Below are 15,267 nucleotides of genomic sequence, written 5' to 3' on the forward strand. Positions count from 1 at the left end.
GGATCATGGCAGCATGGCTTCGGTGGGTGGCATGGAATCGACAAACTTGGCATCGGTTTGTCGTAATTGTTCGATCGCTTTGGCGCGCAAACTCTCGAGTCGCTCGTGATGTTCGGCGGACTTGGCCAAGTTGGTGAGTTCTTCCGGGTCGGCGTCGAGGTCGTACAGTTCTTCGGTCTCGCCGGCGACCAAATTTCGGATGTATTTGTAAGGTCCGTCGCGTAGCAACACGTACCACGGGATCCCGCCCACAACGGTCAACGCATCGTCGGTGGGAACGGGGTAGGTCGCATCACCATAAGTACGACCGGTGTGCGTCATCAACATTGGCAAATCCCACTCTTGCGTTTCCGGGTTTTGCAACAAGGGTGTGATGTCGCGTCCGTGCATTTTCCAAGGAATCGTCACACCGGCCACGTCGCATAGCGTACGCGTGACATCGGGCGCATTGATCGGATGGCGGCAAACTTTCCCCTCGGTATAATGGTCCGCGTACGAGATAATCAAGGGACTCGCCAATGACGCGTCGTAGGGTGCCACTTTGTTATTGAATCCGTGTTCACCCAACGCGAACCCTTGATCGGCCGTGTAAATGATCAGCGTGTTGTCAAGCTGCCCGGTTGTCTCGAGGGCTTGGATCAAACGACCGACGCCTTCGTCGATCGCCATGGCGCACTCGTTGGTTTGTTGAACCCAATCATCGTAAGCTTGCCCGGCCGTATTGGTGTTGAAGTTACTGGCATCGACTTTCTTGCCTTTGCGTCTCGGCTGACCGTCGGCGGCGATATACCACGACGCAGTCGTTTCAAGGTATTCCGGCTTGTCGGGCCACGGACCAACGATGTCCGCCGGGACCGGGGCGGGTTTGCCCGCGTAGTGTCCTTCGTGACGATCCGCTGGTGTAGTCGGGCCATGAACCGCACCGTAACACAACCATAGATACCAAGGCTTATCGGCATCTCGATCCTTGCCGTTGATGTAGTCGAGAGCCCACTCGGTGTAGTTGTCCGTCGAATAGCCATCGACTTGGCGGTCGACTCCATTGAAGGTCACGATTTGATCGTAGAAATAGTTCCCCGCGTTATCGGGGTGACCCGGTCGGTTCCAAACGATTTGATGGTCCCAGTCGCGTCCGTTACCGGTATCGACGCCGGTGTGCCACTTTCCGATTTGGGCGGTGTGATATCCGTGACGTCGGAACTCGGCCGGGCAGAATCGACATTGCTCGGGATCGTAGGTGCTTGCCGGGTACTGTCCTTCCATTCGCATCGTTTGAACGCCGTGCTGCAAACGCCCGGTCAAGATGCTCGCCCGCGAAGGCATGCACCACGCACCCAGGTAAGCTCGCTCGAACCGAACGCCCCGCCGAGCGAGCGCATCGATGTTGGGCGTGCTGACCCAATCGGGAGTCTCCGGGACGCACGAGAGCGTCTTGTAGTTCTGGTCGTCGGCGAAGATGAACAGAATGTTGGGCGGCGATGATTCGGCATTCGCGGTCGAACTTAACCCAACAATCAACCCCAACAAAACACAAAACCAATAACGCATTCGATGAACTCCGCTTCGAACCTAAAAGAATCTCAGTCCGATATGATAGTCGAAGCGATGTGCCGGGTGAGCGAACGGATGCCGCTACGGCCTTCAAAATGCGTGAGCGAGGGATACTTATAAAGGAGACTTGATGGCGTTCAATCCCTCGCTGACGCATCGGGTTACGATTAAATCAACAGTCCGCGTGCGAGTTCGGCTCACCCCAAGACTAAATGTTGACGTAGCACTAGAATTGGTGCCCTTTTTGTGGACCATCTTTGGTCAACGTCAAAATCTCCGGGCCGCTTTCGGTCATCAAGACCGAATGTTCGAACTGGGCCGAGGGGCGTCCGTCTTTCGTTCGCACAGTCCAACCGTCGACTTTGTCGCTTTTGGTGTAGCGGGTACCCGCGTTGATCATCGGTTCGACGGTAAAGCACATGCCGGGAAACAACCGATCGATTCGGCTTTGTCGATTCGGAAAGTGTGGGATCGACGGGTCGAGGTGGAATTGGCGACCGAGGCCGTGGCCGACGTATTCTCGCACGACGGTAAAGCCGCGTTTGTGGGCTTCGGGGACGACCGTTTCGCCGATCGACGCCACGCGGCAACCGGGCGTGAGTTGATCGATCGCCATGTGCATGCAGTCGAACGCGCACTGCATCACCGCCCGTTTCTCTTCGCTGACTTCGCCGATCATGAACGTTTCACTTTGGTCGCCGTGCCATCCGTCAACGACCGTCGTGATGTCAATGTTGACGATGTCGCCGTCTTTCAATTCAGTGTCATCGGGAATCCCGTGACAGATGACTTCATTGATGCTCGTGCAACAGCACCTAGGAAACTTCTGGTATCCCAGCGTGGCGGCTTTGTAGCCGTGATCGTAGGTCCAGTCGTGAACGAGTTTATCGATCGCAGCGGTGGTCACGCCGGCCTGGACATGCGGTCGAAGAAAGTCCATCAATTCGGCATTCGCCCGGCCAGCCTTTCGCATCATGTCGCGTTGGGCGTGGGAGAGGATAAGTTTTCGTTGCTTGGTGAGCATGCGTTGCCTTCAGGGAAAAATTTTTGCCGCGTCAGCATAGCAGGTTTGCACGGCCGCGAAAATCAATTCACGATCCCGATTCTCGGGCGTTGAATTCCAACTTCCAGCGCTGGTCCACGTCAACGCCGTGGCACCACAATTCGAACATCCCCAATTCCGTCACTCGTGATTCAAAACGTACCGGAACAAAGCGTCGCTGCGGGCCGGCGTCGGGCGCATGATCGGGGGCCGATTCCGGCATTTCCAGCGTCAATTCGACCGGTTCGCTTTCTTGCAACTCCTCGGACGTCCAACGGTCCAAACGAGTTCCCGGATTGTCGCCCGGACGGGTCGTCGACGAAAAGAATCGGAACCGGGCGGGCGATCCCACGACGACCCCGACTTGTTCGCCGGGCACTTCGGTTTGGGTGCCCTCTTCCATGCCCTGGGGCGCGACGCAGACGGCTCGCAATGGCCGCGGCGCACCCGGGATCGCCAATCCGGCCGTTTCGATCCCGATGTAAAACGACTTGGCCGTTCCGCCGCGAATCCGAACGCCGCCGCTGGTTTTTGTATAGCCGTAATAGGCCGCTCCGATGGCGACGGAGGTGTCCAGATTGGCGACCGTCGTCGTCAAGGTTTGCGGCGGGGCGTCGAACCAAGAACCGATCGTCGATTCGATCGATTGCCGAATCGCTTCACTGCGGAAGACGCCCCCGTTGAGCAACAGATGCGTGACCTTGTTCGCGTTCTCTTGCACCGATAAATGATCGCTTAAGAAAGCAGCGACTTGCTTGGTAATCGCCGGATCGGATTCGTACGGCAGCCCGATGTCTTGGAAGCCGCTTTGCACGTTCATCTCAGGACGATCGTCACGCGAACATTTTGGAAAGAATCCGCCGACGATCAATTCGGCGGCTTGGGATCGCTCGATGTCGATGGCGATCGTCCCGCCAATGAGCGAGGAGCCACGACCGAGCACGCTGATCGAATGCTTCTCCGGCCCATCGACTTGTAACAATCGTTCCTTGGCTTCGCGACAAGCATGCCACAACGAAGTGCTTTGCCAAGGATCGAGATCGTGACCTTGTTCGCGAAATTTTTCGGATGCGTGAAAGGCGAGCGTCAAGTCCATGTTGTCACCACCGACGAGCAAGTGCTTGCCCACCGCTTGGCGAACGAGCTGCAGTTCACCGGAGTGTTCGCCATCGCCCGCGTCGACACCGACGAGCGTCAAGTCCGTGGTACCACCACCGACGTCAACGACGAGCAACGTGTCGCCTCGTCCCATCGCGTCGCGCCAAGAACCCTCGGTCGATGCGAGGTAACGGTAGACGGCGGCCTGCGGTTCTTCGAGCAAGACGAACTGATCGTTCAGTCCGGCTTCGATCGCCCCCCGTCGGGTCAGGTCCCGGGCGGCCGGATCGAACGACGCCGGGACGGTCAAGACGACCTGTTGTTGATCGATCGGCGCATCAGGAAACGCAGCATGCCAGGCGGCGATTAAATGTTGCAGGAAACGCCGGGTGCAATCGTAAGCCGACACCTTACGGACTTCCTCGGGTGATTGCCACGGCAGAACCGGTTCGGTGCGCCCGACCTTGGCGTGACACAGCCAACTCTTCGCCGCCACGACGACACGTTGCGGGTTGTCGGCCGCTTGCTCGCGGGCGTACACGCCGACGACACCCTCGGACGGATCGGGAAACGAAGTCGGGCATTCGCCGCTGGGCAAGTTCGACGCATCGATTCTCAGCGAGTCGAATTCGTGATCACGCGGCAGGTACAAGAACGAGGGCAACGATTCACGCGATTCGACTTGGCCGGGCCCGACGATCTGGGGAATCGGCAAGAGCTGGATCGGCGGCGACTGATCGCGGACGGGGATCTCGTCGGTCGGGATCGCCGCATACGCAACGACGCTGTTGGTCGTGCCCAGGTCGATACCGATGCAGTACTGTGGCGAGACGGTTGGATCACTCAAGAGCCCGATCCCAATTCAGCGAGGACGTCGAGGACCTGTTGATCGTGGCCGTCGACTTTAACGCGTTTCCAAACCTTGGCGACCTTGCCCGCCGCGTCGATGACGTAGGTGCAACGTTGGATACCCATGGACTTCTTGCCGTACATGTTCTTCTCACGCCACGCGCCGTACTTCTCACTCATCTTGTGATCTTCATCGACCAACAAGGGAAACGGCAACTCGAACTTGTCTCGAAACTTGACGTGACTTTCGGCCGTGTCGGTGCTAACGCCGAACAGCCGGGCACCGGTGGCTTGGATCTCCGCAAACCGATCTCGGAACGCACACGCTTCCTTGGTGCAACCGGGCGTGTTGTCGCGGGGATAGAAGTACAACACGACGGGCGACCCGGCGAGATCCTTGAGCTTGACGCTTTTGCCGTCTTGGTCCTTCAGCGTGAAGGCGGGGGCTTTGGTTCCCGGTTCGATGAAGTCGGTCATGGGGCGAGTGTCCTTGGTGTGAATGGGGTTTGCGTTGGGCCGAAAGTCTTGGCGATGTTCGCTACTTGGCGTCGACTTTTAGCCGACGATTCTTGGTCTGGCGACTGAAAGTCGCCACCACTTATTAACCATCGTTGGAAAGGTCCAAACCGCCGCCTTGGCCCCGATCGGGGCGGTTGGCTTGTCCGTATCCGGCGGCCGCTCGTCGGGCCCCTTCGCCGCGGGCGAGTTCCCCGGCGATCTCGTCCCGCGAGGTTTCCAGCGCCGATTGGCACGCCGCCTCCCGCCGCAACAACTCCTCATGCATTCGCAAGCACTCGTCATTGCGAGCCCGATGGGCGTCGGAGATCGCGGGGCGATCGGCAAACGTGTCGCGATCTAGCTTGAGCGTCTCGGAGGTCTTCACGAACGCTTCGACTGCACGTTGTTTTTCACCCAACACGCTCATCAACTCGTTCATGTGACCGCTCGCGATCGCGGTCTCTTGCCGATCGGTCAATTGCAGCAGCGTCGTCAATTGCTCGTGACGCAGATCGATGCCGCGCTGCAGATCCTCGATCGAAGCCATCGCTTAAACTTCCAAGAACAGCCGCGCGGGGTCTTCGATGGTTTCTTTGATCGCGACCAAGAACCCGACCGCTTCGCGACCGTCGACGATGCGGTGATCGTAAGTCAGCGCCACATACATCATCGGTCGGATGACGACCTGTCCGTCCTCGGCGATCGGTCGTTCTTGGATCGAATGCAAACCGAGAATCCCGCTTTGCGGCGGGTTAACGATCGGCGTGCTGAGCAACGATCCGTAGATACCACCGTTGCTGATCGTGAACGTGCCGCCCATCAGGTCCGCCGGTTGCAAGCGGTTCTCGCCGGCCAAACGGGCGTATTCGCTGATGGAACCTTCGATTTCGGCAAACGACATCCGTTCGACGTTTCGCAATACCGGAACGACCAAACCTTTGCCACCGCCGATCGCGATGCCGATGTCTTGGTAGTTTTTGTAAACCATCGCGTCGCCGCGAATCTCTGCGTTGACGGCCGGAAAACGCCGCAGGGCTTCGACGGTCGCCTTGGCAAAGAACGACATGAAGCCCAACTTCACGCCGTGCTTTTTCAAGAACGCGTCTTTGTACTTCGAGCGGATCTGCATGACCGGTGCCATGTTGATTTCGTTGAACGTCGTCAACAGGGCTGCGGTCTGTTGGGCGTGAACGAGTCGCGAGGCGATCGTCCGCCGCAACATGCTCATCGGTTTGACTTCCTCCGACCGGTACGAGCTTTCACTCATCAAAGACGGAGCCGAATAGGAAGGTTGAGGTGCGGTCATGGCTTGCGAAGTCGATGGGGTAGGAGCAGGTGACGTCGGAGCAGGTGACGCCAGTGCGGCGGGAGCCGAAGCGGACTTGCCGCCGTTGCGGATGAACGCCTGCACGTCTTCTTTCAACAAGCGACCGCCGGGGCCGGTGGCCGGCACGTCGGACGCGCTGAGTTGATGTTCGTCGAGAAGTCGCTGCGCCGCCGGCATGACGAACTTGGCTCGATCCGAACCGCCCCCATGACCTGATGGTACGTGCCCTGATGGTGCATGGCCGGCCGATGCCGGCGGGTTGGACGACGGGGTGGGCGGTGCCGATGCGGGGGTGGCCGTCACCGGTTCGCTCGCCGCCGGCGAGGAACTCGCGGGAGCCTGGGACGGGTTCGCCGCCGAACCGTTGCCTGAATCGCCCGCACTCGAACCACCGGCCGGTGCTTCGGCGACTTTAATGCTCGCGATCGTTTCGCCGACTTCGGCAAATTCCTCCGATGCCTTCAAGACATTGTGCAGGTAGCCGCTCGCGGGAGCGGGGATTTGAACGGATGCCTTTTCGGTCTCGATCTCGACCAAATCCTCGCCACTTTGGACGAAGTCGCCATCCTTCTTGAGCCAGGTGCCGATCTGCACCTCGCTGATCGATTCGCCAACGGTCGGAACTTCGACAGGAATGATTTCGCTCACGGGAAACGTTTTTACCTAAATGAGATTGGCAACATGAGGGAGGAGGCAGCGTCAATCAGAATGCCCGCTTGCACAGCAACCATCCCGACGCCAACAGGATAACGATCCCCGGCGGTTATGTCAGGGACCGCCCGGTGAATCAGGACAAATCGGAGTGTTTGAGATGGATGGCAGACTTTAACGGTACGGCAATTTCTTCCCTCTTTGGCAATCAAATTGAATCCACCATTGAGGCGGGTCGATGTAGCCAATGTGTCCGAGAGCATTCACCCCGACGCCCCTTGTTCGATTTGTTGTTGCCATGTCCCAAGACCGCGATGGAGGCCACCCGATTCAGGCGGGTTTAATCGTGCTGCTATTGGTCGGTGGTGGCTGGTGGTTTTTTCAAAATTACAATGTCGACGGGCTCGACGGCGTTCGGATCCTCCCCAAGCGACTCTCTCCCATTGATGAAATCGGTGAACCGTTCACGTTCGCCTCGTCGATCGACGCCAACGATCCCTATCCGGTCAAAGACGTCGCCTTGAGAAATTCTGCGGGACTTGTCGGATTCCAAGCCAGTGGCGAGTTCGCGGGAGGGGCGGAATTTGAAGCCGATCCGATCATTTCCAGTCCCAGCGATTTCCATGAAAGCGCCCGAGTTGCGTCGCTGAGTCGCCGTACGCGTTACGCGGCCGAAAATTTAAAGATCGGTTCATGGGCGCTCGACGGGTTCGGGCCGACGAAACTGGCCAGCGATCTGGCGAGAAACAATCTCGTCCGTGTCGTGCGACAATTTGACGTTCTCGCGTTGCAGCAGATTACCTCCACGCAGATGGACCTGGTGCCCCGGATGGTCGACGCCATTAACGAAAGTTCGCTCGGCGGCGGTGCGCCGTTGTACGATTTCGTCCTGGGGCCGCCGACGGGCCCCAGCGGCCGTGGCGAGCAACTCGCGATTCTGTTCAATCCGTCCCGCGTCCGCGTTGACCGAACCCAAACTTACACCGTTGCCGATCCTGACAATCAACTGACCTACGATCCTTTGGTCGCATGGTTTCGGGCGGCCGAACCGAGTCCTTCGGCGGCGTGGACGTTCACGATCGTGAATGCTCGCGTGGACTTGGCCCGCGCCCCACGTGAGGTCGCGATTATGAATCAATTGTTCCAGTCGGTTCGCGAAGACGGTCGGGGCGAAGACGACGTGATCATCGCGGGTTTGTTCCAAGCCGACGACGCTTACCTTTTGCCGGTGGTCGCTGGGCCGCAAGTGCAGGCGGCCGTCTCAAGCACGCCGACGGACATCTTCGGTCGGCACCAAACTAGTAACCTGCTGTACGACCGGGCGAGCACTTCCGAAGCGATCGGTCGAGGCGGCGTTTACGATTTCTTGAGAATCTACAACCTCAGCGTCGCCGAAGCGCAAGCGGTGTCGAGTTACTTGCCAGTGTTCGCCGAGTTCGCACCGCTCGAAGGGACGCCGTAGTGGACGAGGCAATGCACCAACGTTGCCCTCAGTAGCCCGAAGCAAGGAACACGAGCTGCCATCGGCGCAAGCCAACGGATAGACGGTCTTAGAGACTTAGCGACCTTCAATGATTCAGTCCTGAAGTCTGAACGCAGAGTTCGCCAAGACGCAGAGGGCCGCAGAGCGAGGTATTCGACTTCCGTGATCGAGCTCTGCGATCCTCTGCGTCTCAGCGTACTCTGCGTTTGGTTGCCCAGTCTCCGCGTTTGGTTGCCCAGTCTCTGCGTTTGGTTGCCCAGTCCCGGGGGCGGATTCCGACTTGCTACCATATCGACATGATTTACCTCGACAATCACGCCACCACACCGTGCGACCCCCGCGTCGTCGAGGCGATGCTGCCTTATCTGACAGACCATTTCGCCAACCCACACTCCGATTCGCACGAAGCAGGACGGGCCGCCGCCGACGCCCTTGCCGAAGCGATCGACCAAATCGCCGGGCTGATCAATGCTCCGGCGGAATCGGTGCTCATCACCTCCGGTGCCACCGAAAGCATCAACCTTGCGATGCGGGGCGTGGCGACTCATCCTCGCAATCGTCGCAATAAAATGATCGTCGCCGCGACCGAACATCCGGCGGTCCTCGACGTGGCCGCCGACCTTCGTCAAACCGGCGTCGAAGTCGTGGTCATCGGCACCGACCGCCAAGGCCGAATCGACCCGAACGAATTGGCCGATCGCATCGACGAACAAACGTCGCTGGTCAACGTCATGTTGGCCAACAACGAAATGGGAGCAATTGCATCGATCCGAGAAATCGCCCCGATTGTTCACGACGCGGGCGCCTTGTTGCACTGTGACGCGACGCAAGCGGTCGGCCGCATTCCGGTCGACGTGCGTGCGATGGACATTGATCTGTTGAGTGCATCGGCGCACAAATTCTATGGCCCCAAAGGCGTCGGTTTTTTGATCGTGGGCAACGGTCAACGACGCGTGCGACTGCGACCTCAGATCATCGGCGGTGGCCAGCAACGCGGCCTCCGCAGCGGCACGATGAACCCGGCTGGAGTCGTCGCAATGGCCAAAGCGATGGAACTGGCGGACCAATCACGGACCAGCGACTCGGTTCGAATCGCCTCGCTCCGCAATCGCCTGTGGGATCAACTGAGCGACGCCATCGACGGACTGGAAATCAATGGCCCCGAACTCGGCGACGGCGGCGATCACAACGAGCGATTGCCGGGCAACTTGAACTTCCGATTGCAACACGTCGAAGGCGAATCTTGGATGGCGGCGACCCCGTCGGTGGCCTTCAGCAGCGGATCGGCGTGCAGCAGCGCCGACCCGACACCGAGTCACGTGTTGACGGCGATCGGACTGAGCGAATCCGAAGCCCGCCGCAGCGTCCGATTCGGAATCGGACGATTCACCACCCAGGCGGGCATCGACGAAGCCACAGAGTTATTGATCGCAGCGCACCAACGGTTGCACCAATTCCCCACCCGGTAACATGTGTTTTGCGATCGGTTCACTCGCAACGGCTTGTTGATTCTTCAGTTTTCTCACGCAACCGCCATGCTTCCCAACGCTCTGTTTCTGCTCAATTTGCTGTCGACATGGTACATGGTCGGATTAATTTGGATGGTGCAGATCGTCCATTACAAAATGTTCGATCGGGTCGGATCCGAATTTTTCGTGAAGTATGCCGTCGACCACTCGCGGCTGATTACGCCGATCGTCGGCATACCCATGCTGATCGAGATCGCGACGGCGGCCGGGTTGATGCTGCTAGCCCCGGCGGGCGTGTCGCGTCCGCTCTTAGGGGTCGGACTGGGGCTGATCCTGGTGATTTGGGTAAGCACGGCGGCCTTGCAGGTGCCCTGCCACGAGCGGCTGGCGGGGGGGTTTGACGCGGCGGTTTACGAGCGGCTCGTGTCGACCAATTGGATTCGCACGCTTGCTTGGTCGGTTCGTGGCGGGTTGATGGGTTACCTTTGCTGGCGATTGATCGGGCAGGCCTGAGGAGCACGGCGGAGCGGGCACGGTTGACAGTTGCCCCCGCTCGCCTCTATTCTTCCCAGGCTCGATTCAGAGCGGTTCGCCTATGGTCCTCGCACCGTCGGATGATTTTCGGGTTTTTTGGCATCGGCCTAAGGTGTCGCCGACCTGATTTTGATCGGACATATTTCGCGACGGCGGCCGCTTGATCTGATAAACCCATATGCGTTTTCGCGGCCGACCGGTTGGCTCTCGGTGGTCCCCTTTAAGAAACAGTAAAGCGACCGATATCTGATGAACGTTGATCTGGACGTGATCGCCCAACGCGGGCGTTGCGAGGTTTCGAGTTTACGTTTGGCACTGCCGTTAATCGAGCAGGGCTACACACCACCGTTCTTGGCGAGATATCGCCGTGACGAACTGGGCGGTTTGGATGAAACGAGCCTGTGGGCATTGTCCCACGCGGTTCGTTCACAACAACGGCTGGAGACCTATCGGGAAGAATTGCACGCCGCTTGGCAAGCGACGCGATTAGAAGATCCGGCGATCGGACGCGCGATTTCCAGCGCCAAATCAAGGCGTCTACTCGATCGACTCGGACGTCGAATCAAGGCCGAAGCCAGCGAATCATCTGGTTTGCTCAACCGATTGGCCGTCCGAGTGCTCAACCCGCAAAAAGGCGACGGGCACGATCTGGAAGCATTGGCCGCGTCGATCGCTTCGGCGTCTTCATCCCAAACCACCTCGCCCGCCGCCACTCAAACCGCTGCCCCGCAAACTGCTGCCCCGCAATCGGAGGCAACCGCCCCCGGTGAAGACGCCCAACCCGCCGCAGCCAGTGCGGACGATGTTGCCAGTGCGGATGATGTCGCCAGTGCGGACGATGTCGCCAGCGCGGACGAATCGAAGCCGTCTACCGCCGAGGCCGATTCCCAATCGACCGGCGTTTCGTTGGATTTGGCCAAGTTCGACGAAACCCTAGCCAAACGTCTCAGCGGTGACCCACGGGTCGTCGGCGCGGCCGTTCGATGGTTGTCCAAGCACGCCAAAATCCACATCATCGAAGTCGCCGACCCCCACGGCAACAGCGACTCCGATGACGACAACGATGCCGACATGCACGACGCATCGGACTCGGATGCAAGTGATTCCGAAACGCAAACCGAAACGGTGACGCAGTCGAATCCGGAAACGCAAACCGCTGCCAGCACGACGGAACCCGCCGAAGCGACCCCGGTAGCGGAAACATCCGAACCAGTCGAAGAGCCTGCTGAGCCGACCGCGTCTTCGGAGCAGCCCGCTTCTGCCGAAACGCCGACCGTTGAAGCGTCTGCTGTGGAAACACCGGTTCCTGAAGCAACCGTTACTGAATCACCGGCTCCCGAAGCACAGGTTGCTGACGTGACCGCTGAGGAAACGACCCCAACGGTTGAATCTTCTGCAGCTGAATCCGGATCGACTGATCCGGCGAGCCAAACCGAGCCAGTTGTCGCGACCACACCGCAAGCCACCCCGGCCAAGCCCGCCAAAGCGTCCAAGAAAGAAAAGCAGGCTGCCAAAGCCGCCAAAAAGCCCAAGAAGATTTCACCACGGCAGCGTCGTCGTCGATGGCTCGTCAGCACGCTCAAGCCGCTCGCCGGCAAACGCATGCCCGCCGCCAAGCTGAGTGCGTTTCAAATCGTCATGCTCGGACGGGCACTGCGCAGCCAAGTGGCCCAGTGCGCGTTTGATTACGACGCGACCAAACTGGTTGCCGAATTGCAAAAGACCGTTTCGGGTTTCAATCGTTCGCTCGGTGACCACCTCGCCAAAGTTCTCGTCGCCAACGAAGCGTCCATTCGCGACGCCGCCGAAGGTGCCTGGTGGGATGAAATCCAAGAACAAGCATCATCGCGATTGGTGACCATCGCCGCCGAGAATCTGCATCGCCAAATCAATCGCGGCGGCGTCGAAGCCAAAGTCGTGATGTCGATCGACGCAATCGGCCCCCGAACCGCTGCGACGGCCATTGTTTCAGCCGACGGTCGTCTATTGCACAGCGAAGACATCCCGTGCCAATTGTCCGCCGCGATGCGAACACTCGCGGTGACCAAGATGGGCGAATTGATTCACAAGCATCACGTCGACCTGATCGTCATCAGCAACGGTCCGGCACGCCGCGCCTGCATGGTCGCCGTCGGCGAATTGATCAAACAATCCGGCGAACAATCGGTGCGTTGGACCTTGGCCGACCGCAGCGGTGCCGACGCGTACGCGAGCAGCCCGGCCGGCGATCAAGAGATGAAACAAACGCCACGGCGGTTTCGTTCGGCCGCCTGGATCGCGTTCTCGACTTTGCAACCGTCTCAAGCGATGGTGAAGGTTGATCCGCTCAAGTTGCGTCTGGGATCGTTCCAACGGGAGTTGTCCGACCAAGCCGTCTTGTCCGCCCTCGAAGACGTTCTCGTCAGCGGTGCCGCTCGCGGCGGCGTCGATGTGAATTCAACCACCTCCGCTTGGCTGGAACGTCTGCCGGGGATGAATCACTCGATCGCGACCACGCTGGACCAAGCCCGACGCGAAAAGCTGATCTCGTCTCGCGAAGATTTATTGGCCCGCGGACCGTGGCCGTCGGAAGTTCATTCGCGTCAGGCGTTGCCGTTCCTGCGTGTCTTTGAAAGCGATGAAACGCTCGACGGAACTTTGATTCACCCCGACGACTACACCTTGGCCAAACGGCTCGCCAAAGCGCTCGATGTCGAATTGCCACCGTCGAGTCCACCCGGATACACGCTGCCGGATTACCACGCCAAGCCGGAAAAAGAACAAGCTGCTGAAGCGGCCGATTCGGTGACGGACGCGGAAGCGGCGAGCGATTCACCAGCATTTGCACCGGAGACGATCACCGAAGAAACCTCTTCGCTCGAACCAGCGTCGACCGAAAGCGCCGATTCGGATACCGCTGAACCCGATACCAGCACACCCGATGCCACGGAATCGGAAGTCGTCGCCGAAGCGACCACCACCGACGAGCCTGCAGCCGATGAACCTGCAGCCGATGAACCTGCAGCCGATGAACCTGTTGCCGATGAACCTGTTGCCGATGTATCCGCTGCTGACGAATCCACTGCAGACGAAGCCACTGGCCAGGAGCCGACGGCCGAAAGCGCCGCTTCGGAAGATCCGGCACCCGCCGAGTCCGCTGCCGAAGCGGTTCGTCGCCCCAAACCGGAAAAGGCAAAAGTCGACAAGCTGATCAAAGAATGGCAAGTCGGCGTACGTCGCTCCTATCAGATCGTTAATTGGCTGTGCGATCCGTTCGGTGAGGGCATGGTCGGAGGCGAAGCGCCGGCGGTGATGACTTCCATGCCCGCAATGAGCGAACTGAAACAAGGCGATCAAGTCATCGGAGTCGTTGTTGGTGTGATGCCGTTCGGTGTCTTCATCGAATTGTCACCCGAGTGCAGTGGATTGATCCACGTCAGCCGAATCAGCGACGGATACGTCGAAGACCTTCACGAAGCCGTCCAAGTCGGCGACGTGGTGACGGCTTGGGTGACCGGCATCGACGGCAAACGCAGACGCGTCGGACTGAGCGCGATCTCGCCACAACGTGAGGCCGAACTCGAATCGATCCGTCGTGAATCACGCGGTCCCGGACGGGGGCAAGGACGCGAGCAGGGCCAAGGCGGACACGGCTCCAACCGTCGCGACTCCGGTGCTCGCGGCCAAGGAACCTCCACCGCCAACGCGGCCACACCAGCCCGCACCGGTGCCCCAGCGGACCGCGGTCAAGGCGGACGAGGGCAAGGTGGCCAAGGTCAAGGTGGACGAGGGACGAACGAACAAGGACAACGTGGAACCGGACAAGGTGGCCACGGCGGACAGGGAGCCGGGTCCGGATCAAGAGGCAACGCTGGTGGCAATCGCGGCGGAGGCGGACGCGATGGCGGACGTCGCGACAGCCGTGGTGGATCTCGCGGCCCGCGTCGACCCGAAGTGTATGAGGTCGTCGGCAAGGAGCCCGATTCCCCGACCTTGACCGACGCGATGCAACAGGGCAAGGAGCCGCTGCGTTCGTTCGGCGACTTGATGCAACTGTTCAGCAAAGAGAAAGGCCAACCCGAGAAACCGGCCGAGCCAAAGAAAGCGAAGGAGCCAGCAAAGGCTGCCGAACCCGCCAAACCGACCAGCGAGGTTCAGCCCGAACAGACCGCCGAACCAATCCAATCGCCGGAACCGGCTGAACCTAATCCACCGGCCACGGACAACGTCGTCACCGCCCAGAACGCGGAGTCGCCGTCCGAAGAGGTGTCCTGATGAGCGATGATTTCACCTCCCGATTGGAATCGGCGATCCAACGCGGCCGTCGCCGCGCCGAACACCAAGCGTCCGAAGAACGCCGCAAGGAACTCTCCGAAGACGAACTTAAACGGTTGCACACCTCGTATCGATTGTCGTTATCCGAGCAGATCGAAACCGCCGTCCACCGAGTCGCTGATCACTTCCCCGGTTTTCGCACCGAATCGGTCTTCGGCGAAGAAGGCTGGGGGACGGCTTGCTATCGAGACGACCTGCGGCTCGACGCGGGTCGCCGTACAAACTTATACAGCCGGCTGGAATTGGTAATTCGTCCCTACAGTGATCTGCGAGTACTCGACCTAAAAGGCAAGGGTACCGTGATGAACCGCGAGATCTTTAACCGCGTTCATTACACAAAAATCGCCGAGGTCGACCCGTCCGAATTCAGCCAACTGATCGACACTTGGGCAATCGAGTACGCCGAACTCTACGCCGCCAAGAGTACGACGTGAATTCCGCCAGGGGATAT

General features: G+C 59.4%; 11 protein-coding genes. 5 read left to right on the forward strand and 6 right to left on the reverse strand.

Annotated elements, in window-relative coordinates:
• Window positions 1–3: 3 nt before the first annotated feature.
• The 6 genes from Pla100_RS14700 to odhB all read right to left on the reverse strand — a co-directional run bounded on the left by Pla100_RS14700 (window position 4) and on the right by odhB (window position 7,013).
• The gene (locus Pla100_RS14700; RefSeq protein WP_146578442.1) at window positions 4–1,548 is read right to left on the reverse strand and encodes a sulfatase-like hydrolase/transferase; all 1,545 of its coding nucleotides are present in this window, start codon (window positions 1,546–1,548) and stop codon (window positions 4–6) included.
• A gap of 229 nt (window positions 1,549–1,777) precedes the next feature.
• Window positions 1,778–2,575, reverse strand: a complete 798-nt coding sequence (map, locus tag Pla100_RS14705; RefSeq protein WP_146578443.1) for a type I methionyl aminopeptidase — start codon at window positions 2,573–2,575, stop codon at window positions 1,778–1,780.
• Window positions 2,576–2,642: 67 nt separating this feature from the next.
• Window positions 2,643–4,538, reverse strand: a complete 1,896-nt coding sequence (locus Pla100_RS14710) for an Hsp70 family protein (protein ID WP_146578444.1) — start codon at window positions 4,536–4,538, stop codon at window positions 2,643–2,645.
• The gene (gene bcp / locus Pla100_RS14715) at window positions 4,535–5,017 is read right to left on the reverse strand and encodes a thioredoxin-dependent thiol peroxidase (RefSeq protein ID WP_146578445.1); all 483 of its coding nucleotides are present in this window, start codon (window positions 5,015–5,017) and stop codon (window positions 4,535–4,537) included. The genes Pla100_RS14710 and bcp overlap by 4 nt, the downstream gene beginning before the upstream one ends.
• Window positions 5,018–5,141: 124 nt before the next feature.
• Window positions 5,142–5,585, reverse strand: coding sequence for a flagellar biosynthesis protein FlgN (locus Pla100_RS14720; protein WP_146578446.1), 444 nt, complete (start codon window positions 5,583–5,585; stop codon window positions 5,142–5,144).
• A gap of 3 nt (window positions 5,586–5,588) precedes the next feature.
• Window positions 5,589–7,013 carry a 2-oxoglutarate dehydrogenase complex dihydrolipoyllysine-residue succinyltransferase gene (gene odhB, locus Pla100_RS14725; protein ID WP_146578447.1) on the reverse strand — a complete coding sequence of 475 codons (1,425 nt, stop codon included), beginning with the start codon at window positions 7,011–7,013 and terminating at the stop codon, window positions 5,589–5,591.
• Between the two features lie 301 nt (window positions 7,014–7,314).
• Here odhB and Pla100_RS14730 point away from each other — a divergent pair, with 301 nt between their 5' ends.
• The 5 genes from Pla100_RS14730 (at window position 7,315) to Pla100_RS14750 (ending at window position 15,250) form a co-directional block, all read left to right on the forward strand.
• Entirely contained in the window at window positions 7,315–8,478 is a 1,164-nt protein-coding gene (locus tag Pla100_RS14730) for an exonuclease/endonuclease/phosphatase family protein (protein ID WP_146578448.1), read from the forward strand.
• A gap of 317 nt (window positions 8,479–8,795) precedes the next feature.
• Window positions 8,796–9,968 (forward strand): cysteine desulfurase family protein, encoded by a 1,173-nt coding sequence (locus Pla100_RS14735; RefSeq protein ID WP_146578449.1) that lies wholly within the window; start codon window positions 8,796–8,798, stop codon window positions 9,966–9,968.
• 66 nt (window positions 9,969–10,034) lie between these two features.
• The gene (locus Pla100_RS14740; protein WP_146578450.1) at window positions 10,035–10,481 is read left to right on the forward strand and encodes a hypothetical protein; all 447 of its coding nucleotides are present in this window, start codon (window positions 10,035–10,037) and stop codon (window positions 10,479–10,481) included.
• A gap of 270 nt (window positions 10,482–10,751) precedes the next feature.
• Window positions 10,752–14,756, forward strand: a complete 4,005-nt coding sequence (locus Pla100_RS14745; protein WP_146578451.1) for a S1 RNA-binding domain-containing protein — start codon at window positions 10,752–10,754, stop codon at window positions 14,754–14,756.
• Window positions 14,756–15,250 carry a hypothetical protein gene (locus tag Pla100_RS14750; RefSeq protein ID WP_146578452.1) on the forward strand — a complete coding sequence of 165 codons (495 nt, stop codon included), beginning with the start codon at window positions 14,756–14,758 and terminating at the stop codon, window positions 15,248–15,250. The genes Pla100_RS14745 and Pla100_RS14750 overlap by 1 nt, the downstream gene beginning before the upstream one ends.
• Window positions 15,251–15,267: the final 17 nt, after the last annotated feature.

Origin of the sequence: Neorhodopirellula pilleata (genome assembly GCF_007859915.1) — a bacterium.
Taxonomy (GTDB): Bacteria; Planctomycetota; Planctomycetia; order Pirellulales; family Pirellulaceae; genus Rhodopirellula; species Rhodopirellula pilleata.

Bases quoted from the DNA above. Each gene is read 5' to 3' on its own strand.
- Pla100_RS14700 (WP_146578442.1), bottom strand. From the start codon at position 1,548: ATGCGTTATTGGTTTTGTGTTTTGTTGGGGTTGATTGTTGGGTTAAGT.
- map (WP_146578443.1), bottom strand. From the start codon at position 2,575: ATGCTCACCAAGCAACGAAAACTTATCCTCTCCCACGCCCAACGCGAC.
- bcp (WP_146578445.1), bottom strand. From the start codon at position 5,017: ATGACCGACTTCATCGAACCGGGAACCAAAGCCCCCGCCTTCACGCTG.
- Pla100_RS14720 (WP_146578446.1), bottom strand. From the start codon at position 5,585: ATGGCTTCGATCGAGGATCTGCAGCGCGGCATCGATCTGCGTCACGAG.
- Pla100_RS14730 (WP_146578448.1), top strand. From the start codon at position 7,315: ATGTCCCAAGACCGCGATGGAGGCCACCCGATTCAGGCGGGTTTAATC.
- Pla100_RS14735 (WP_146578449.1), top strand. From the start codon at position 8,796: ATGATTTACCTCGACAATCACGCCACCACACCGTGCGACCCCCGCGTC.
- Pla100_RS14740 (WP_146578450.1), top strand. From the start codon at position 10,035: ATGCTTCCCAACGCTCTGTTTCTGCTCAATTTGCTGTCGACATGGTAC.
- Pla100_RS14745 (WP_146578451.1), top strand. From the start codon at position 10,752: ATGAACGTTGATCTGGACGTGATCGCCCAACGCGGGCGTTGCGAGGTT.
- Pla100_RS14750 (WP_146578452.1), top strand. From the start codon at position 14,756: ATGAGCGATGATTTCACCTCCCGATTGGAATCGGCGATCCAACGCGGC.